The organism is Streptococcus sp. HMSC065H07, assembly GCF_001837325.1.
GTDB classification, from domain to species: Bacteria; Bacillota; Bacilli; order Lactobacillales; family Streptococcaceae; genus Streptococcus; species Streptococcus salivarius_H.
Genome location: NZ_KV832026.1, coordinates 24,723 through 43,965, shown reverse-complemented (window position 1 = coordinate 43,965; position 19,243 = coordinate 24,723). Strand labels below are relative to the sequence as shown.

The window sequence follows — 19,243 nt, the reverse complement described above, 5'->3', positions numbered from 1 at the left end:
AAAAAAAAAAAGAGAGTCTTCCGCTCTCCTTTTTAATATTAATGGAATTGCATACCACCATCAACGATGATTGTTTGACCTGTGATGTAGTTTGAGTCAGGTCCAGCCAAGAAGCTAACTGCTGCTGCCACATCTTCAGGTTCTGACAAACGTTTGAGAGTAATATCTTTAGCAAAAGTTTGCATACCCCATTCATCATCTTTACCAGCATTTTTACCAACTTCGTGAGCAATGTCAAACATCATTGGAGTCTTAACGATACCTGGTGCATAAGCATTAACAGTGATACCTGATTCAGCCAAGTCACGCGCCAAAGTTTGAGTAATACCACGCACAGCGAATTTAGTACCACCGTATACAGTCAAGTTAGGGTTACCAACGACACCAGCTTGAGAAGTTGCATTGATGATTTTACCACCATGACCGAGTGCTTTAAATTGTGCTTGTGCAGCTTGAGCACCCCAGATAACACCACCGACATTGATGTTAAATGTACGTTGGAACTGTTCTTCAGTAATAGTATCAAGTGGTGTTGTTGGTGCCACACCGGCATTATTAACAACAACATTCAAGTCACCAAAGTGATCAACAACTTTTTGGAAAGCAGCTGCTACTTCAGCTTGTTTAGATACATCAGCTACAACCGCAAATGCTTTGTCTGCTGACAATTCAGCAACCGCTTTTTCTGCAGTTTCAGCGTTGTAGTCCAATACTCCGACTTTAAAACCATCTTCAACCAAACGTTTTGCAATCGCAAAACCAATACCTTGACCTGCACCTGTAACAATAGCAACTTTTGACATACGAAATCCTCCTCTACCAATTAGAGTCACTGGCTTAATACCCAGCCTTATCTCAATTGGAATACGCTAAGTTAGTCAAGTTCTGGCAAAGTCATTTTCATAGGCTTTGTCTTAACTCAATAAAAATTCTACTCCTTTATGAAAACGTTGTCAAGTAATTATCAAACTTTTCTGAAAACAAATAAGACCACCCTTGGGTGACCTTATTCCTATTATTCTTCAAATTCAAAACCTAGTGCTTCCATATCGTCCAAGCCACCCAAGTTAGTCACCTTAGTATAACCTCGCTCTTTAAGAACTGATGCAGCAAATTCTGCACGAGGCCCCATTTTACAATAGAGGTAAATTGAAGCGTCTTTTTCAGCTGGAATCTCAGCAGAAAAAAATTGTGTATGAGGAATCAAGAGGGCATTCTTAACATGACCTTCTGCATACTCTTCTGGACTTCTGACATCAATTAACAGTCCACCCTTAGCTAAATCAGATTGAATCTTTACTAAATCCATCTTACTCACCAAACCAAATCTGAATTTCTCGAGCCGCAGATTCTTCTGAATCAGAACCATGAACAATATTCGGAACCATGTCCCCATCTGGTGCAGTTGCAAAGTCTCCACGAATCGTTCCTGGAGTAGCATCCCCAGGATTAGTTGCTCCCATCATATCACGCCATGACTTGATAACACCTGGGCCAGACATAATACCAATAACTGCTGGGCCACTCATCATGAATTCAGAAATACTAGGGAAAAATGGTTTATCAACCAATTGAGCATAATGTTCTTTAAGACGTTCTTCGTCAAGCATCAGCATTTCCATTCGTTCAATAATGAAACCACGACGTTCGATACGATCAAGCACTTGACCAATTAGATGGCGTTTAACAGCATCTGGTTTAATAATAAAGAATGTTTTTTGCATGTTCTCAACCTTCATCGTTTTTTTCCATTTTACCATAGGAAGCATCATTTTGCAGAGATAAAGTATATATAGCCTAAAACTATAACCTCAGCAAAAAATTAACTATTTTTCATTAGTCTAGATAAGAAGTACTATAGACATAAATAGACATTTCGAGGTAAATACAATGACAAAATCTAAATTCCAATTAGTAGGTTCTCTTCTTCGTCCTGCAGATCTCCGTAAATATAAGGACGAAATCGAGCAACGTGACGACATCCAGTATCCTTTCTATGATGCCCTTCCTGGTTATCAAGAAACTGAAACTGCAGATATTAAGCAAATTGTGGCTGACCAAAAAGCTAACGGTATTGACATCCTTACTGATGGTGAGTTTGGACGTTCTATGTGGCATTTAGACTTTGTCTGGGGATTTAAAGGAATTGAACGCTACATTGCTGAGCATGGCTACACTTTTAAAGACCATGATGGTGGTCAATATGAAACACGTAAAGATATCGGTATTCGCATCACTGAGCCGCTCTCAGGTAAGAACCACCATTACCTAGATATTTACAAATTGGTAAAAGCTGAAGCTGGTGATGAAGATACCAAACAAACTATCTGGGGACCTGCTCATGCCTACACTGAACTTGCTATCTTTGACCGTTTGGCTGGTCCTGGACAAGTCTACGAAACAAATGAAGACCTCAAAAAAGGTATCATTAATGCCTATAAAGAATTCTTGGAAGAATACAAGGCTGTCGGTGGAAAAATTGTTCAATTTGATGACTGTCTCTGGGAACTTTTTGACCCATCAAACCCTGCAAGTTTCTTTGCGGAAGGTAATTCTGATTTAGCAGAATTGGCTGATGAGTTTGTAGCTATCAATAACGAGGTTGTAGACTATGCTCACGAACTTGGTTTAACGGTTTGGACACACAACTGTCGTGGTAACTATGAAAGCCGTTCTGCTGCCGAAGGAACTTACGAAGCCATCGCTAAGAAGTTCTTGGCAGAGCAACACTATGACCGTTTCTTCCTTGAGTGGGATAGCGACACCGCTGGTGATATCAAAGCTCTCGAAGCCCTCAAAGACAGCAAAGCTGAAGTTGTACTAGGACTTTTGTCTTCTAAAACTACTGACCTTGATGACGAAGAGCGTGTCCTCGATTTGCTTGAAAAAGCGAGTCAAATCCTTCCAAAAGAACGTCTCTTCCTCTCTCACCAATGTGGTTTCGCCTCATGTGACTCAGGTAATGAGTTGGCAACACCACAACAATGGACTAAAATCAAACAAGGTCAAGAAATCGCTAAGAAATTCTTTGGTTAATTGAATACTTTTAAACATTAAAATCCCTTGCCGTATTCGGTAAGGGATTTTAATGTTGTCTAAGCTTGAATAAAAGGTTGTAAATCTTTAAGAGCTCGCTCAGCAATTTTTTCATAGCGCTCTTTCTTGTCACGAATACGTGGCCCTTCCAACTCTTTGATAATACCAAAGTTAACATTCATTGGTTGAAAATGTTTACTTTCAGCGTGAGTCACATAATATGGAAGACTCCCGATAGCTGTTGTTTGAGGGAAGATAAGTTCATCTTCGCCCTTAAAGAGACGGGCAGCATTGATGCCGGCAACCAAACCTGAGGCAGCCGATTCAACATAACCTTCAACACCAGTCATTTGTCCCGCAAAGAACAAGTTAGGGGTTGATTTTGATTGGAAGGTCTGTTTAAGCAAGTTTGGCGAATCCATGTAAGAGTTGCGGTGCATAACCCCGTAACGTACAAATTCTGCATTTTCAAGACCTGGAATCATTTGGAAGACACGCTTTTGCTCTCCCCATTTAAGGTGGGTTTGGAAACCAACGATATTATAGAGGCTACCAGCTGCATTGTCCTGACGAAGCTGAACAACCGCATAAGGGGTCTTGAAGTCACCATCACGTGGCCCTTTGTAATCTTCAGGATACTCCAAACCAACTGGTTTCATAGGACCATAGAGCATTGTCTTGATACCACGTTTAGCCATAACCTCGATAGGCATACAGCCCTCGAAATACTTTTCTTTTTCAAAAGAATTCAAAGGAGCTTCTTCAGCTGTTGTCAAGGCCTCGTGGAAGGCCATGAACTCTTCCTTGGTCATTGGACAGTTTAGGTAAGCTGCTTCACCCTTGTCATAGCGTGACTTAAGGTAGACTTTGTTCATGTCGATAGTCGCTTTATCAACAATCGGTGCAGCGGCATCATAGAAATAGAAACCATCTCCACCGTTAAGCTTGTGAATTTTTTCAGCTAAAGCATCAGAAGTCAAAGGACCTGAAGCAATAACTGTAATGGCATCATCAGGAATTTCTGTGATTTCTTCACGGATAACTTCAATTAATGGATTGTTCTCAATTTCAGCTGTCACTGCTTCTGCATAACCTTCACGGTCAACCGCCATGGCACCACCAGCTGGTACACGATGAGCTTCTCCATTACGCATAATGATAGAGTCCAAACGACGCATTTCTTCTTTAAGAAGCCCTACAGCATTGGTCAAACTATCTCCACGGAAAGAGTTAGAGCAAACCAATTCTGCAAAGTTTGTTGTCTTATGCTGAGGTGTTGCTTTGATTCCACGCATTTCATATAGTTTTACCGGAATACCACGTTTAGCAATCTGATAAGCTGCTTCAGAGCCGGCCAATCCAGCTCCAATCACGTTAATATAATCTGCTTTTGATTGAGACATGACACTAATACCTCTTCGGGAACAAGATAAAATCCTGTCCCCACAAATCTTTCTACATTTTTACTCTTAGTAGTATAGCAAAAAACTCCTCATCTGGCGACTAGGAGTCATCTGTATTTAAAGGGGTAAAGTGATAGTCACTTTAGCACCATGCGTGTTATCGTCATTCGAAAGAGCAAGACCACCATGGTGTAAGCGAATAATATCATTAGCAATAGTCAGACCAAGACCACTATGATTGCGGCTCTGTCTGCTTTTATCCTCTTGATAAAAGAGCTGAGTAGCCTTTTCAAGAGATTCAAGGGAAAATCCAGAACCAGAATCAAGGCAGATAAACTTGAATTCATCTTCTTCTACCCTAGCGGTCAGGAGCAACTGACTGCCACTGGGTGTATGCTCTACGGCATTTGAAACAATATTCATAAAAGCTCGATTCAACAAGGACCTGTCCCAATGGCCTATGATTGCTTTCTTAATCTCCTTCTTGTCAAATGCTACATTGATTTGTTTGGTTTGAGCTAGTGACAAGGTTTGATCGTAAATGTCTTCAATAAATTCCCTAACCGAAATGTCTTCAAGCGTCAAGGTTTTCGTCAAACTCGTTTTGTTGAGTTCAGACAACTCTTTAACATAAGCATCAACCTGTGTAATCCCCTTTTGAAAATGCTCTAATAAGTCCATCTGTTCTACATCTAAGGGAGTCATGGCTAAGAGGTCTGCATTTCCACGAGCAACTGTCAGTGGTGTCTTTAAATCATGTGTCAAGGCTGAAATCTGATTTTGCTTATCTTGCTCTGCCTTCCAATTTTCCATCAAAGATTCACGAAGCGCAACCCTCATGTGATCCAAGCCACTTAAAACCTGATTGAATTCCTTAATTGTAGACTGGTAGGTTTGAAAATCCAAGTCTTGTTGGGAAATTTTTTCAGTAACTTTTAATATAGGTTTAAGCTGCTGACTTAATTTATTTGCATAGTAAAAAGTTAAAATAACAAATATGAGGAGAATGAATACAATCATTGAGCCAATCATCAATAGATCAGCATTGGGAAAATGCTGATTCATCCACGCATTATGATACCTAGGTGATAATTGATAGTTGACAATGACTATACCATCTGACCGTTCAAAAGACTGAAAATAGCCGTATATCCCACCGTGAGCATTCTTGAATTGGTAATTTAGTAAGGATTCTTCTTGCAAGTTAACTGGCATGTTAGACTTCTTAAGCTTAAATTCCCTAGTTAAAAAGACATAGCGAGTACCATCGGGCAAGACATCTGGATTAAAGACCTTAGAAGTTTCAATATCATTCCTGACAGCAGACAAATCACTTTCTACCTGATTTGCTGGAATCACAACGCCAAAACGATAAGACAAGCTGAACAAATACAAAATAAGAAGACTGCTGATTGCCGAGAGGACCGTCAGGCTGACGACATAAGATAACAAGATTGTTCTTAGAGAGTGTTCTCGTTTTTTAATTAGTGCCACTTGTAACCAATCCCCCAGACTGTTTCAATAGGATTTTGCCCAACATCTTTGAGCTTTGCACGGATATTTTTAATATGTTCAGCCACTGCTGTTGGACTTCCTTTATCCTCATAGCCGTACAAATGCGTGTAGATTTGTTCTTTTGAAAAGACTTGGCCCTTATTTTCAGCCAAAAATTGACAAATACCGTACTCCGACTTAGTCAAATCTAACAACTGATTCTCAACATAAAGCTCCTGAGCTGACAAATCAAACTGAAAATCACCAAGTGAAAGCTTATGGTGACGTTCACGACTTTCACGTCTCAAGTGAGCCGCAACACGCGCTTGGAGTTCTTTAACCCCAAATGGTTTGCAAATATAATCATCCGCCCCATAGCACAATCCCTGAACGATATCCCCTTCTTGCGTTCTGGCTGTAATAAAAAGTATGGGGCAATCCACCTGATCACGAATCTCATGACAAAACTGGAGACCGTCAACATCAGGCATCATGATATCTAGTAATATCAGGTCAAACCGTGGCAACGAGTTCTTATCCAAATCTAAAACACTTGTAAACCCCGTCACCTTATGATTTTTAAGCTCTAAAGCTTTTACAACCAATTTCACAATATCTTCTTGATCATCAATAACAAGTATTTGAGCCATAAGCTTTCCTTTCGTACAAAATTACCTTTATCATATCATCTATAGAAGATAACTGACAAGGCGTAGAGTAGATAAATATGTGTTGGGTAAAAGACATAGAATAAATATTTTGACCCATTCCCTCTTTGACCGTTATAACAAAGCATCAAAGGAGCTGCAAATATTTCCATCCATTCAATGTATTTAAACATTAAATCGTGAAAAGAAGGTCTAGTTAGAACAATCGCCATTAGTACCCAAACAAGACTAACACTCACAAAAGCAAGCACTTCTTTCTTAAGATTCTTATGACAAAGATACATAGCGATACCAGTCAAAAGCAACCATGTTCCTCCATCACTAATAAATGTATGAACTGGTAGCACTGTAAAATTGAGAAATTTTAGTAGAAAAAGTAACATAGGTTTATTCACACTTAGCAGATAAAAAGGCAACATTAGCAATGGGAGTAATATTGGGAAAAGTAAGGTTGGAATTCCTTTAAGGTATTTCTTTTCTTGAATCCAAGCAATACCTTGAAGAGCAACAAGCAAAATAGCGAATGATGACAGCATCATATTTTGTGGAAAGAAACCATCTGGTCTCACAAGAGGATGTAAAAAATTATAGAATCCAAACTGAATCAATCCCATCAAAATCGCTAAAGCATAAATCTTTAGGAAGTATTTTTTTCGATTGTGTGTATGAACGAAACCTTCAATCACAGCAAAAAGGAACAAGGGGGCCGCTAATCTCCCAATCATAGTAAACCAAATTGGTATTTTCCCTGTATAATCAAAAAAGTAATGAATATGGTCAAATACCATAGTAATTAAGGCTATATATTTGAGTTGGAAACTTGTCAAACTTAAACGTTTCATAATAACTCTCCTTTCTTTCATTCTTAGTAAAAAAAATTAACTAATATAGTTTACTTTTCAGACAAACAATTAATATTATTTTAGGATAATCATTGAAGACTAATACACTATCCATGTTATTTCTTATATTATCTTTTTGTTTTGAAATCTATGGAACAAATAAATAACATAGTCACCCCAACTATCCATAAAGGCAAGGTAGTGAGTTGACGCCAATCACCTATGAGAATGCTGTTAATAGGAAATGCAATAGGAAGCCAATGAATAGACAAGAAAACTTTATTACTAGCAAAAATAATAAAAATAATTTCAACCATAGAGATAATAATATTACTGGCACTGTTCAGACTCACTTGTGTTAAGTAATGAAAATGATTGAGAAAGATAATTAGCATCCAACTTGATAGGCTTACTACAAATCCATCAAGGCTATGTTTTAAGAGTAGATTTATACTAATCCAACTCAATAAAGAAGGTAGACTAAGGATTAGGTCTGCTATTAAAAGTTTTGTCAACCATAAACGTCTTTTCTTAGGATAACTCAATATTTCTTGATAATGATTAGCGTGTTCTTCTTGTTCAATCCATAAAATTGACAAAAATGATGTCAATAGCGGATAGCATAAAAAAGATAAGATAGCTAGATTGCTTATAAATATGACTTTGGGCACAAACCTCACATATAATGGAATTGTAAGGGTTTCTAATACCGCAAAACTGAAAACAAGATAGAGACCTACTGTGTTTTTTAATTTAAGTAACTCACTCCTTAACACTTGATTTCCTCCTTTTTAGGATATACGATAAAAGAATTATCATTATCATTGATAAAATAATAATAAGCGGCACTTGCAAAATGCTGGTTTGATTTTGATTTGTAAGAACATCTCCCGATGGTTTAAGGTTTAATATAAATTGAGCTATTTTATAGTGATAGGTATAGGGCAAGACGAACCAGAGAGGACTTTGAGCAATAAAGGGGGCTATTAAAAGACAAACCAGTGTATTAAGCGCTAATAGAATGAAATGACTCATGTATTTAGACATCAGATAAAGAAAAGGAATATTCCATAAAGTTGTCATCCAAATTAAAATTAATGAAATAGCTGTTTTAGGAATATTTATTGGAATAAAACCTGTGTAAATAAATGCAACGAGACTGAGGAAAGCAAGTAAGAATAAACTAGAAATCAATGTCCTCATTCCTATAAGCACCATTTTCATCAAGATAATTTTCCAAGTGAAATATCCATTTGTAACATTTTGAAAATGCCCAGCCTGGTCTTCTAAACGTCTATCAACTATAAACAAAAGACCATTTACAAGATATAAAAAGATAGCTTCCCACCAATAAACCGAGAAAGGAACAAAAATCTGTAACCCTCCCATTAAAAAGGCTATAAGAACGGTTAAAAATGGTATGATGATTAAGAATTTAGTCGTTCCTAAATGTCGTAATTTGAGCAATTCCGAATAGAATATCTTTTGCATATCACTAACCCCCATGAACAATTTTAAAGAAGAGTCTCTCAAGACTATCTACATTTTTGTTTTCACCATCATATTGAATTTTACCTTTATCGAGAATAAGAATATGATCAGCAACCTTACTAATTTCTAGAAGTTGATGACTGGAAACCAGAATTGTCATCCCTTTTGCTTTCAAAGAACGAATAAGGTTTAGCAATTCATTTATACCATCAGGATCAAGGCCATTAGTAGGCTCATCTAGAATTAAAAATTGGGGATTAGTTAAAATAGCCATACCAATCCCAAGTCGCTGCTTCATACCTAATGAAAATTTACCGGCTTTTTTCTTTCCAGTATTTGAAAGACCAATTATTTCCAAGGTTTCAAAAATTTTTGAATCAGGAATATCATATAACAACGCTTTTGTTTTTAGATTATCAAAAGCCGAAAGGTTGTGATAAATTGCAGGTGCTTCGATTAATGCACCTAATAAATGTTTGTTTTTGGATGATCCATCAAATCGAATTTCTCCACTACTTTTTTGGACTAAACCAAAAAGAATTTTCATCAGAGTTGACTTACCAGCCCCATTTACTCCTAATAGACCAGAAACCGTTCCAGATTCAATTGTAAATGTGATGTTGTCTAAAATAGTCTTATCTTTGTAGGATTTTGAAAGTTGTTTAACAGTTATTTGCATTTGTACACCTCTTTTAGAATAGTTCTGTTTTCAATATAAGCTTATATTTACCTAATATCAGAAAACCACTTACTCTCCTTTCTTTTCATGCTTAGTATAAAAAACAAATTTAAGGAAAGTATCAGTTTTTTTGATAAAATGCAAAAAACTATCTCAAGACTTAACTTGAGATAGTTTTCTTTTTATTTAACAATAGATTCTTTGTAGTCACACTCTTCGTTACTACAGATAACTTGCTTGCCGCCACCACGGACTTTCTTCTCGACAAGATAATCGCCTGATTTAGGACAGTTACGTCCAACAGGGATATCCCACGATGTAAATTCACAGTCAGGATAGCGATCACAACCATAGAAGACACGATTTCGTTTTGTCTTACGTTCGATGACCTGACCTTTACCACAGGTTGGACAAGTAACGCCAATTTCTTTGGTTATGGCTTTAGTATTGTGACAATCTGGGAAGTTACTACATGCATAAAACTTACCATATCGACCAAGTTTGATTACCATTGGGTGACCACAGAGGTCACAATCAAAACCAGCTGGCTCATCCTTGATTTGGATTTTTTCAATACCTTCTTCAGCTTTTTCCAATTCTTTTTGGAAAGGTTTGAAGAACTCATCAATAACCTTTTGCCACTGCTCTTTACCGATTTCAACTTTATCGAGTTTTCCTTCCATCTCGGCAGTGAATTTAACATCCACGATGTCTGGGAAGAATTCGACGATTAAGCTATTAACGATTTCACCAAGTTCTGTTGGTTCAAAACGTTTAGCTACTAATTTAACATAGTAACGACGTTGAATAACATCAAGTGTCGGTGCATAAGTTGACGGACGACCAACACCATTTTCTTCCAGCGTCTTAATCAGAGTCGCTTCAGAATAGCGGGCAGGGGGTTGCGTGAAGTGTTGTTCAGGCGTTGTCACAACCTTCTTAACCGTATCACCTTCAGCCATATCAGGAAGCATTTTATTCTTATCAGAGTCGTTGTAAACGGCCATATAACCATCGAACTTGATTTGGCTACCTTTTGCTGTGAAAATGACTCCGTTTTGAGACAAGGTCACCTTCATCGTATCAAATACAGCAGCTGTCATTTGACTCGCCACAAAACGATTCCAGATAAGAGTATAAAGCTTGAGCTGATCCTTATCCAAATACTTAGCGATGCTTTCTGGTGTTTGGAAAACATTTGACGGACGAATAGCCTCATGGGCATCTTGTGCTCCCGAACTATTTTTCACCTTGCTACCATGTTTTGAATACTTAGAACCAAAGCGTTCCGTAATAAATTCAGCAGCCTGGTTTTGTGCCACCGGACTGATACGTGTAGAGTCCGTACGCATATAGGTAATCAAACCTTGAGCGCCTGAACCAAGATTAATCCCTTCATACAACTGTTGGGCAACCATCATGGTCTTACGTGTACGGAAGTTAATCTTATTGGCAGCATCCTGTTGGAGAGATGAAGTTGTATATGGCAATGGCGCATTACGACGACGTTCTTTTTTCTCTACCTTATCAACGTTAAAGTCATCACTTGTGATACGAGAGAGAACAGCTTGAACATCATCATTATTGTTGAGCTTAAGCTTTTTACCATCCAAGCCATAGAAGCTAGCCTGAAACTTTTTAGCACCCTTCTTAAAAGCACCATCAATAGTCCAGTATTCTTCTGGTTTAAAGGCCTTAATTTCATTCTCACGGTCGATAATGAGTTTAAGAGCTACCGATTGTACACGACCGGCCGAAAGACCTTTCTTAACCTTCTTCCATAGAAGCGGTGAAATAGAGTAACCCACAATACGGTCCAAGACACGACGAGCTTGCTGGGCATCTACCAAGTCCATGTCAATGGCGCGTGGCTCTACGAAGGCATTTTTTACTGCGTCTTTAGTGATTTCGTTAAAAACGACACGATTCTTATCATCTGGCTCTAATCCAAGAATATGTGACAAATGCCATGAAATAGCTTCCCCTTCACGGTCCGGGTCACTTGCGAGAAAGACTTGCTTGGCTTTTTTAGCTTCTTTCTTCAATTCATTGATAAGAGGTCCCTTACCTCGAATATTAATGTACTGAGGTTCGTAGTTGTTTTCAAAATCAATAGACATACTTGATTTTTTCAAATCACGAATATGCCCAACAGAGGCTACAACTTTATAGTTGCGGCCAAGATATTTCTCAATCGTTTTCGCTTTAGCAGGAGACTCCACGATGACCAAATTTTTCTTTGGTGTCGCTCTCTTTTTAGTCGCCTTTTTGGCTGTCGTTTTCTTTGTTGTTTTAGTTTTCGTTTTTGTTGTTGTTGCTGTCGCCATAGACTATTTCCTTATAATGTTATAAACTGGCTGCGCCACTAATCTGTCTAAAATCTAGTCACAAGACATTAAAAAATGAAACATCTTGGACCGAGCAACTAACATGATACCTTCCTTTTCTTTAACTGTCAATAAAAAACTTTATCTCTATAGGAGAACTTTGATTTTCAAGAAAACTCTGATAGGATGTCAAACCCTGTCGTGATGCACTTTGCACCCTCTTGAATTAAGTGATGACATCCGTCTGACTTTCCATCTAAAATATTTCCTGGAATAGCAAAAACATCTCTACCTTCTTCCATGGCACGCTCACAAGTAATCAGACTTCCCGAGCGAAGCTTAGCTTCTACGACCATAACTCCTTGACACAATCCAGAAATAATCCGATTGCGTTCAGGAAAGTGGTACTTGAGAGGCTGTTCACCCGGTCCATATTCTGTAAGAACTAAATGATTTTTGGCCATATAGTCCTGCAAAGCTTTATTTTCTTTAGGATAATAAACATCAAGTCCGGTCCCGATAACTGCAATAGTGTTCCCCTTATTTTTCAAGGCCTCCATATGCGCACAAGTATCAATCCCACGAGCCAATCCACTCACAATAGTAAAGTGATTACCAAGTTCACTAACAATTTTTCGAACGGACTGTTTGCCTGTTTCAGAACACTTTCTTGCCCCAACAACAGCTAGCTTTGGTTTACTCAGTAAATCAAGATTCCCCTGATAATAAAGGAGGACAGGAGGATTATAGGTATACTTCAGCTCAATGGGATATTCTTTATCAAAAATCGATAACGTAGGAAAACGTTCAAACTGTTCTTTGAGTTGTTTAATATCTAAACTCTTATACTTTTCCATAAAAAGAACGGCATTTTTAGACTTGGATACCACTGCCATATCACGTAAACTCAATTTTCTATCTTGAGTCTTTTGATAGTCCAAAATATTTAAGATATTCAAATTCGTCAACCCAGCGGCCTTAAGTTTAAAAAGTTCAAAATTATTCATATAGATACCTCCTTTTCATTATTCGTAACAGAAAATAAAAAAGCTCCATTATGGAACTTTTCGTGATTACAAATCATTTTCAGAAGCAAAATAAGACGCGGCTCCTAGTAGGTTACTATCGTTATGGAAATGACAGGCTTGAATAGTTATGGGCTTGAATAGTTATGGGCTCAAATCCTAATCCAGGCTTATCCTTAAATAACTCCTCATAGGCATCACTTATTCCTTCTATTAAAGTGCCTTGCCTACTGATACCACCACCGATAACAACTTTCTCCAGCCTAAAGAAGCTCTGCAAATTTAGCACAAGAACAGCAATTTCATGACAATAGTCTTTAAATAAAAGATTTAGCTCTTCCGATTGATTTCCCTCTATAGCTGAGAATACGGCTGGACCATCGTCTTGATTTAACCCAAGTAATTGACTGGCTTCATGAACAAAGCCAACTGCAGAACCCTTATTATCGACAAGGCTTACTAAGCCATGCATAAACAATTCCCACTGGAAAGGTAGAGAGGTTTGACTCATTCTTTGGGGACTTGGAGATCGCAGATATTGGGTGACTGACAGAGGTGATAGCAAGTCCTTCTGTGAGACAAGTCCTAAACCAACACCCGTACCTAAAACCAAGGCAGCCCCACAATCTAAATCTTGTAGACTTCCATATCTGGCTTCAGCCAAAGCTGCCGCATCAGCATCATTGATAACCCTTACAGGCAGTTGAAATGTTTTAGTCAATCGTGCCCCAAGAGGAATAGCCGTTAAATAAGGGATAAGACCGCCCTTGAAAATGAAGCCACGTTTACTATTTATTTCTCCTGGGCATGCAATGGCAATCCCAGAAATGATATCCTTGTGAGACGAGACAATATGCTCTAAAGTCAACCAAAAGTCGTCTAACGTTGGTGGTGTTGGAACTTTAGATTGATTGCTAATCCTAAAATCATCATCAACTAACCCAAACTTGATAAAGGTTCCTCCAATATCAATAGCTAAAATCACACCACTTCACCTACTTTTTATTATTGACTTTATGGGTTCAAAGCTTCTTCTATGAATTGGAGTAACACCAAATTTATCTATGCCAGACAAATGATCCTTGGTACCATAACCTGCATTTTTGGCAAATGCATAACCAGGAAACTCCTGATCATAGTCAGCCATCATCTTATCCCGGGTTACCTTTGCTACGATAGAAGCTGCCGCAATTGATAAAGAATTAGCATCCCCTTTTATAATCGATGTTTGTCCTATTGGTAGGTCCAAAGTCATGGCATCAATTAACAAATGTTCTGGTTCGGGACTAAGTTTTTCAATAGCTTCAGCCATAGCAAGCTTGGTTGCTTCATAAATATTGACATCGTCAATCACATGATTGTCCTTAATACCAATCCCAACAGCTACCGCTTCCTTCATGACCTGCTTATAAATAGCTTCATGTTTTGATTTTGGTATTTTTTTACTATCATTAAGACCTTTTATTTTGCAAAGCTTTGGTAAAATCACCGCTGCAGCTACCACTGGCCCAGCCAAAGGGCCACGTCCAACTTCATCAACACCTGCAATGAGTTCAATTCCCTGAGCATAAAGCGATTTTTCATAACTGAGCATCATCTCTAAGCGTTCTTCCTCAGCAATCTCAGCTTGTATAGCTTTACGGCGTTGCTTAATGGCAGTCTGTACACCAGCTCGACTATCTTCCTCAAAACTTGCCCATCGGTGATCGTCAAGGTCTGTCAAAGTGGCCAATTGCTCTTTGACTTCTTTAATTGTCGCCATCAGTATCGACCCCAACAATATCAAGTGTGTAACGTCCTAGTTTTCCATCACGAACTTCTTTGACAAATAGATTATAGAAACGGTCATAATCTTCACGGAAGCCAAGTTTTCGAGTCATTTCCATAATGATTTCTGGTGCCTCTTCTTCAAGGTCAATCCCTTTAAAGCGTTCCTCTAAACGTTCAGGATAGTAAGTTTTAAAATAGTTAAGGCCAAAAATCGTAACTTCATCCATTGGCAAAAGCTGGTCCTTGATAGCTCCGGTCAAAGCAAGCTTCAAGCCGACCAATTCATCTTCAAACTTAGGCCACAAAATTCCAGGAGTATCCAGAATTTCCAAGTCCTTATTAGACTTCAACCACTGTTGACCTTTTGTCACACCAGGTTTATTTCCTACAACGGCAATTTTTTTACCAGCCAAACGATTCATCAAGGTAGATTTCCCTGCATTTGGAATCCCAATAATCATGGTTCGCAAGGTCTCTTTCTGAATACCACGTTCACGTAGTCGTTGAATCTTGTCAGCCATAAGACTCTTAGCAGCATCTGTCACCAATTTAACTGTAGATTGTTCCTTGGAATTGATGGCCAAGGTTTTAATCCCTTGACTCTCAAAATAGCTACGCCACTCTTTTGTACGATTACTATCAGCAAGGTCAGCCTTATTAAGAATTAAAAGTTTTGGTTTATCGCCAACAATTTTAGTTAGCATGGGATTTTGACTTGACAGTGGCAAACGTGCATCCACTAAAATTGTTACAAAATCAACATGCTTAAGATTTTCCTGAACTTGTCGACGGGCTTTGGACATGTGACCAGGGAACCATTGAATAGTAGCCATGTTTATCTCTCCTCTTTATTTTCTTAGTAAAATATGATTTAAACTCTTTAAAAAAAGCCAAAGACTTGGCTTTACTTTACTTATATTATATCAGATTTAGTTTAAGATGCCCAATCGATAAAAGTTGACTAAGCCTCAACAGGCATAAAGTTACCGACAATTTTACCAATAATTCGAGGATCTTCGTCATAGGGTGCGAACTTATCACCATAACGTTTATTGAGAGAAACTAAACGTAGCCCATCTTCCTCGCGATAAACTTTTTTGATATAGGTTTGACCATCCCAGTCTACAGCATAAACAGCTCCATCATAATCAAAACCTGTTTGTTTGATTAGCACTACTTCACCATTTAGGTAGGTAGGTTCCATAGAGTCTCCAAATACCCATGATGCAAAATCATGATCCAATTCTTCATCATAGAAAACTTCATCATAATTGCCATCACCAAAGTAAGTGTAACCAGTTCCGGCTGATAAACGCTCGAAAACTTTGTAAGAGTAAAGCGGAACAACAGGTGCTTTTTGCTTTTCTGCTTCTTGCTCTTCTAGGAGAGCCTTAGTGAGTCGCAAAGCTTCTTGGCGATTTTCCTCATTTAATTCCAAGTAGACTTCTACAATCTCATGCTCAGAAAGAAAATATGTCTCAGCTACACCAAAAAGTTCAGCCAATACCGATAGATTCTTTTGATTTGGCTTCGTCTTACCATTTTCCCAGTTAAAATAAGAGGAGCGAGAAATTCCTAGATGCTTAGCCACTGCTGCCTGACTCATTCCTTGTGCTTCTCGAATTTCCTTAAGTCGTTGTCCTGAAAACATAGCTACCTCCGTAAGTTAATAAACTAACATAAGTTTATCAAAAAAAGCAGTTAAGTTCAAGTGAAACCAACTACTTTTAAATCTTTCTTACGATTTATTCCTTGACTAAAAATCCTAAATGATGGAGTGCCTCTTCGATGTAATCTAAATCCTGTTGACTATCAGCTTCAACAAGGTGAAAGTGAACACCGTTGGTTAATTCAGATAATGGACGAAAATCGCTTGATGTTGCTTGTTTTAAAAAATGTCTAACATCTCGACGACAAGTCAATTTCAACAAGGTTTGAATTTCACCATAGACTGGATGATCAATCATGATATTTTTAATACGTCCCCCATTATCGACAATCGCTAGAAGCTCTTCTTCCATTTCATTCACCGTATGATTCACTTTAAACAGTCGATGCGCATAAGAATTATCATCACTATTCTTATAAATATAACCCCTGTTAGTTGAAATAATCTGGGCACCATCTGCTCGCAGTAGGGCAATATCTTGGACAATGATTTGACGAGTAACACCAAACTGTTCCGCCAAACTCTGCCCATTAATCGCTTCTTTAGACTGCTTTAACAGAGCCAATAATTCTTGCTTGCGATTTAAAGTCATAGACTAAACAACTCCTCTTACAACTATCGAATTTTTCGAATACTTTTGAAAATCGTTAACGCTATAACATAGTCTATCATACTATGGACAATAGTACCAAATCCAACTAAAACAAACAAAACATAAAATAGTTTTTGGAAATCCTCTCCCGTTACTGAATAAAAAATCACACAAGCAATAACTTCACCTACAGCATGAATAACCCCTAAAACAAAGTTAAAAATTAAAGACGATTTACGTTTTTCTATTGTTTGAGGGAACTTTTTCAAATAGAGTGCGCCTAAAAAACCAAATATAATATGAGAAAAGGCTCTAAAAACAACCACAATCGGATAGCCTGCCATAAAGAATCCTAAACTAGACGCTAGGATAACAAAAGCTGCTACCCAGGGTGATATAAACATAGCTAGAAATATTGGAACGTGACTCCCCAAAGTATACGAAGCCGGTGGAATGATTAATTTAATTGGCATAATACTTGGGATAAGGATAGCAATTGCAGTTAATAAAGCTGCAAAGGTCATTTCTTGAATTCTCTTTTTAGGTTTCATTATTTACTCCTTTTACTGTATATACATTAGTATATTACAGTGTATAGTTATATAAGTCAATAATTTTCAGAAAAAAACACTAGAGCAAAGTGCCCTAGCGTTCTAAGTTTCTTATTTACGTTTTTTCTTAGCTTTTTTCATCTTGTTAGCTTGACGCTTCATCGCATGTTTCATGGCAAAGGAACCGACCTTACCTTTAAGACCACCACCAAGCATTTGGCTTAGATCCATATTACCAAGGTCTGGCATACCTGCGCCACCCATCATACCCTCAAGAGCAGACATGTCCATATTACCCATATCAGGCATATTTGGCATGTTTTTTGGCAGATTATTTGGGTTAAGTCCCATTTGACGCATCATTTGTTCCATGTCACCAGACATAACACCTTGCATCATTTGTTTGGCTTGGTTGAAGTCTTTAATAAACTTGTTTACTTCAATAAAGGTATTCCCTGAACCATTTGCAATACGGCGACGACGACTTGGTGTCAAAAGATCTGGATTTTCACGCTCTTCTGGTGTCATTGATGATACAATGGCACGCTTACGTGCAATCTGTTTCTCGTCTACTTTAACATTAGCCAAGGCTGGATTGTTAGCCATACCTGGCAACATCTTAAGCAAATCCTCCATAGGACCCATATTTTGCACTTGGTCTAATTGGTCGATGAAGTCATTGAAGTCAAAGGTATTTTCACGCATCTTTTCAGCCAACTCAAGAGATTTTTTCTCGTCGTACTCTTGAGAAGCTTTTTCAATAAGGGTAAGAAGGTCACCCATACCTAAGATACGGCTTGACATACGGTCTGGGTGGAAAGTCTCAATATCTGTGATTTTCTCACCAGTACCTGTGAATTTAATTGGCTTACCAGTAATCTCACGAATAGAAAGAGCCGCACCACCACGTGTGTCACCGTCAATTTTAGTAAGAACGACACCTGTGATATCTAGTTGTTCATTGAACTCCTTGGCAACGTTAGCAGCTTCCTGACCAATCATGCTATCTACAACCAAGAGAATTTCGTTTGGATGAGCAAAATCCTTAATATCATGCAACTCTTGCATGAGAGTCTCGTCAATCTGCAAACGACCAGCCGTATCAATCAAGACATAATCATTTTTATTGGCACGCGCTTGTTCCAAACCATTTTTGACAATCTCAACCGCCTGTGTCTCTGTACCCATATCAAAAACAGGAACATTGATTTGTTGTCCCAAAGTCTTCAACTGGTCAATGGCTGCTGGACGATAGATATCCGCCGCAATCATCATTGGACGAGCTTCTTGTTCCTTAATCAGCTTATTAGCCAATTTACCAGCAAAGGTCGTTTTACCAGCCCCTTGAAGACCAACCATCATAATGATTGTTGGAATCTTTGAAGATTTCTCAATTTCAGATGTTTCAGACCCAAGAATCTCTGTCAATTCTTCATTAACAATCTTGATGATTTGTTGCGAAGCATCAAGAGTATCAATGATTTCGTGACCTACAGCACGTTCACGTACACGCTTGATAAATGTCTTAACAACTGGTAGGGCTACGTCTGCTTCAAGAAGTGCCAGACGAATCTCTTTAGTGACTTCTTGAACTTCTTTCTCTGAAAGTTTTCCTTTACGTCTTAAATTTTTGAAAACGCCTTGCAAGCGTTCCGTTAAGCTTTCAAAAGCCATATATCATTTCCTCTCTTACTTT

The 19,243-nt window shown here is 38.2% G+C and carries 19 protein-coding genes and 1 pseudogene; 1 reads left to right on the top strand and 19 read right to left on the bottom strand.

Going from position 1 to position 19,243, the window contains the following annotated elements; all coding sequences use genetic code 11:
- Positions 1-38: 38 nt before the first annotated feature.
- The 3 genes from HMPREF2637_RS03370 to ndk all read right to left on the bottom strand — a co-directional run bounded on the left by HMPREF2637_RS03370 (position 39) and on the right by ndk (position 1,724).
- Entirely contained in the window at positions 39-803 is a 765-nt protein-coding gene (locus HMPREF2637_RS03370) for a (S)-acetoin forming diacetyl reductase (RefSeq protein WP_060972977.1), read from the bottom strand.
- A gap of 212 nt (positions 804-1,015) precedes the next feature.
- Positions 1,016-1,309 carry a rhodanese-like domain-containing protein gene (locus HMPREF2637_RS03365; RefSeq protein ID WP_064524361.1) on the bottom strand — a complete coding sequence of 98 codons (294 nt, stop codon included), beginning with the start codon at positions 1,307-1,309 and terminating at the stop codon, positions 1,016-1,018.
- Between the two features lies 1 nt (position 1,310).
- Positions 1,311-1,724: a nucleoside-diphosphate kinase gene (ndk, locus tag HMPREF2637_RS03360; RefSeq protein ID WP_171963624.1), complete on the bottom strand. Its 414-nt coding sequence runs from the start codon at positions 1,722-1,724 to the stop codon at positions 1,311-1,313.
- Positions 1,725-1,890: 166 nt separating this feature from the next.
- Here ndk and HMPREF2637_RS03355 point away from each other — a divergent pair, with 166 nt between their 5' ends.
- Complete coding sequence (locus HMPREF2637_RS03355; RefSeq protein WP_064524358.1) at positions 1,891-3,036, top strand: cobalamin-independent methionine synthase II family protein; 1,146 nt, start codon at positions 1,891-1,893, stop codon at positions 3,034-3,036.
- 59 nt (positions 3,037-3,095) lie between these two features.
- Here the strand turns inward: HMPREF2637_RS03355 and trmFO are convergent, their stop codons facing one another.
- The 16 genes and pseudogenes from trmFO to ffh all read right to left on the bottom strand — a co-directional run bounded on the left by trmFO (position 3,096) and on the right by ffh (position 19,221).
- Positions 3,096-4,439 carry a methylenetetrahydrofolate--tRNA-(uracil(54)-C(5))-methyltransferase (FADH(2)-oxidizing) TrmFO gene (trmFO, locus tag HMPREF2637_RS03350; protein ID WP_064524357.1) on the bottom strand — a complete coding sequence of 448 codons (1,344 nt, stop codon included), beginning with the start codon at positions 4,437-4,439 and terminating at the stop codon, positions 3,096-3,098.
- A 117-nt stretch (positions 4,440-4,556) separates the two neighbouring features.
- On the bottom strand, positions 4,557-5,933 hold the full coding sequence (locus HMPREF2637_RS03345; protein ID WP_064524352.1) for a HAMP domain-containing sensor histidine kinase: 1,377 nt from the start codon (positions 5,931-5,933) through the stop codon (positions 4,557-4,559).
- The gene (locus HMPREF2637_RS03340) at positions 5,924-6,583 is read right to left on the bottom strand and encodes a response regulator transcription factor (protein WP_037599977.1); all 660 of its coding nucleotides are present in this window, start codon (positions 6,581-6,583) and stop codon (positions 5,924-5,926) included. Before HMPREF2637_RS03340 ends, HMPREF2637_RS03345 begins: the two co-directional genes overlap by 10 nt.
- Before the next feature lie 35 nt (positions 6,584-6,618).
- The gene (locus HMPREF2637_RS03335) at positions 6,619-7,443 is read right to left on the bottom strand and encodes a TraX family protein (RefSeq protein ID WP_064524350.1); all 825 of its coding nucleotides are present in this window, start codon (positions 7,441-7,443) and stop codon (positions 6,619-6,621) included.
- A gap of 128 nt (positions 7,444-7,571) precedes the next feature.
- Entirely contained in the window at positions 7,572-8,219 is a 648-nt protein-coding gene (locus tag HMPREF2637_RS03330; protein WP_064524348.1) for an ABC-2 family transporter permease, read from the bottom strand.
- A complete protein-coding gene (locus HMPREF2637_RS03325) occupies positions 8,206-8,934 on the bottom strand; it encodes a lantibiotic immunity ABC transporter MutE/EpiE family permease subunit (protein WP_064524346.1) in 729 nt (242 codons plus the stop codon). The genes HMPREF2637_RS03330 and HMPREF2637_RS03325 overlap by 14 nt, the downstream gene beginning before the upstream one ends.
- Positions 8,935-8,938: 4 nt before the next feature.
- Complete coding sequence (locus HMPREF2637_RS03320; protein ID WP_064524345.1) at positions 8,939-9,613, bottom strand: ABC transporter ATP-binding protein; 675 nt, start codon at positions 9,611-9,613, stop codon at positions 8,939-8,941.
- A 182-nt stretch (positions 9,614-9,795) separates the two neighbouring features.
- Positions 9,796-11,940 (bottom strand): type I DNA topoisomerase, encoded by a 2,145-nt coding sequence (gene topA / locus HMPREF2637_RS03315; RefSeq protein WP_064524343.1) that lies wholly within the window; start codon positions 11,938-11,940, stop codon positions 9,796-9,798.
- A 167-nt stretch (positions 11,941-12,107) separates the two neighbouring features.
- Positions 12,108-12,947, bottom strand: a complete 840-nt coding sequence (gene dprA / locus HMPREF2637_RS03310; RefSeq protein WP_064524341.1) for a DNA-processing protein DprA — start codon at positions 12,945-12,947, stop codon at positions 12,108-12,110.
- Between the two features lie 66 nt (positions 12,948-13,013).
- Positions 13,014-13,950, bottom strand: a pseudogene (locus HMPREF2637_RS03305) (ROK family protein).
- Positions 13,951-13,956: 6 nt separating this feature from the next.
- Complete coding sequence (locus HMPREF2637_RS03300; RefSeq protein WP_064521303.1) at positions 13,957-14,727, bottom strand: ribonuclease HII; 771 nt, start codon at positions 14,725-14,727, stop codon at positions 13,957-13,959.
- Positions 14,714-15,568: a ribosome biogenesis GTPase YlqF gene (gene ylqF / locus HMPREF2637_RS03295; RefSeq protein ID WP_014634567.1), complete on the bottom strand. Its 855-nt coding sequence runs from the start codon at positions 15,566-15,568 to the stop codon at positions 14,714-14,716. The genes HMPREF2637_RS03300 and ylqF overlap by 14 nt, the downstream gene beginning before the upstream one ends.
- A gap of 128 nt (positions 15,569-15,696) precedes the next feature.
- A complete protein-coding gene (locus HMPREF2637_RS03290; protein WP_064524338.1) occupies positions 15,697-16,386 on the bottom strand; it encodes an XRE family transcriptional regulator in 690 nt (229 codons plus the stop codon).
- A 94-nt stretch (positions 16,387-16,480) separates the two neighbouring features.
- Positions 16,481-16,996, bottom strand: coding sequence for a transcription repressor NadR (locus HMPREF2637_RS03285; protein WP_064524336.1), 516 nt, complete (start codon positions 16,994-16,996; stop codon positions 16,481-16,483).
- 23 nt (positions 16,997-17,019) lie between these two features.
- Entirely contained in the window at positions 17,020-17,547 is a 528-nt protein-coding gene (locus tag HMPREF2637_RS03280; RefSeq protein WP_064524334.1) for an ECF transporter S component, read from the bottom strand.
- A gap of 111 nt (positions 17,548-17,658) precedes the next feature.
- A complete protein-coding gene (ffh, locus tag HMPREF2637_RS03275) occupies positions 17,659-19,221 on the bottom strand; it encodes a signal recognition particle protein (RefSeq protein ID WP_064524332.1) in 1,563 nt (520 codons plus the stop codon).
- Between the last annotated feature and the right edge of the window lie 22 nt (positions 19,222-19,243).

Bases quoted from the DNA above. Each gene is read 5' to 3' on its own strand.
- topA (WP_064524343.1), bottom strand. From the start codon at position 11,940: ATGGCGACAGCAACAACAACAAAAACGAAAACTAAAACAACAAAGAAA.
- HMPREF2637_RS03340 (WP_037599977.1), bottom strand. From the start codon at position 6,583: ATGGCTCAAATACTTGTTATTGATGATCAAGAAGATATTGTGAAATTG.
- HMPREF2637_RS03285 (WP_064524336.1), bottom strand. From the start codon at position 16,996: ATGACTTTAAATCGCAAGCAAGAATTATTGGCTCTGTTAAAGCAGTCT.
- ndk (WP_171963624.1), bottom strand. From the start codon at position 1,724: ATGCAAAAAACATTCTTTATTATTAAACCAGATGCTGTTAAACGCCAT.
- ylqF (WP_014634567.1), bottom strand. From the start codon at position 15,568: ATGGCTACTATTCAATGGTTCCCTGGTCACATGTCCAAAGCCCGTCGA.
- HMPREF2637_RS03280 (WP_064524334.1), bottom strand. From the start codon at position 17,547: ATGAAACCTAAAAAGAGAATTCAAGAAATGACCTTTGCAGCTTTATTA.
- HMPREF2637_RS03290 (WP_064524338.1), bottom strand. From the start codon at position 16,386: ATGTTTTCAGGACAACGACTTAAGGAAATTCGAGAAGCACAAGGAATG.
- HMPREF2637_RS03370 (WP_060972977.1), bottom strand. From the start codon at position 803: ATGTCAAAAGTTGCTATTGTTACAGGTGCAGGTCAAGGTATTGGTTTT.
- HMPREF2637_RS03365 (WP_064524361.1), bottom strand. From the start codon at position 1,309: ATGGATTTAGTAAAGATTCAATCTGATTTAGCTAAGGGTGGACTGTTA.
- HMPREF2637_RS03325 (WP_064524346.1), bottom strand. From the start codon at position 8,934: ATGCAAAAGATATTCTATTCGGAATTGCTCAAATTACGACATTTAGGA.
- dprA (WP_064524341.1), bottom strand. From the start codon at position 12,947: ATGAATAATTTTGAACTTTTTAAACTTAAGGCCGCTGGGTTGACGAAT.
- ffh (WP_064524332.1), bottom strand. From the start codon at position 19,221: ATGGCTTTTGAAAGCTTAACGGAACGCTTGCAAGGCGTTTTCAAAAAT.
- trmFO (WP_064524357.1), bottom strand. From the start codon at position 4,439: ATGTCTCAATCAAAAGCAGATTATATTAACGTGATTGGAGCTGGATTG.
- HMPREF2637_RS03300 (WP_064521303.1), bottom strand. From the start codon at position 14,727: ATGGCGACAATTAAAGAAGTCAAAGAGCAATTGGCCACTTTGACAGAC.
- HMPREF2637_RS03335 (WP_064524350.1), bottom strand. From the start codon at position 7,443: ATGAAACGTTTAAGTTTGACAAGTTTCCAACTCAAATATATAGCCTTA.
- HMPREF2637_RS03320 (WP_064524345.1), bottom strand. From the start codon at position 9,613: ATGCAAATAACTGTTAAACAACTTTCAAAATCCTACAAAGATAAGACT.
- HMPREF2637_RS03355 (WP_064524358.1), top strand. From the start codon at position 1,891: ATGACAAAATCTAAATTCCAATTAGTAGGTTCTCTTCTTCGTCCTGCA.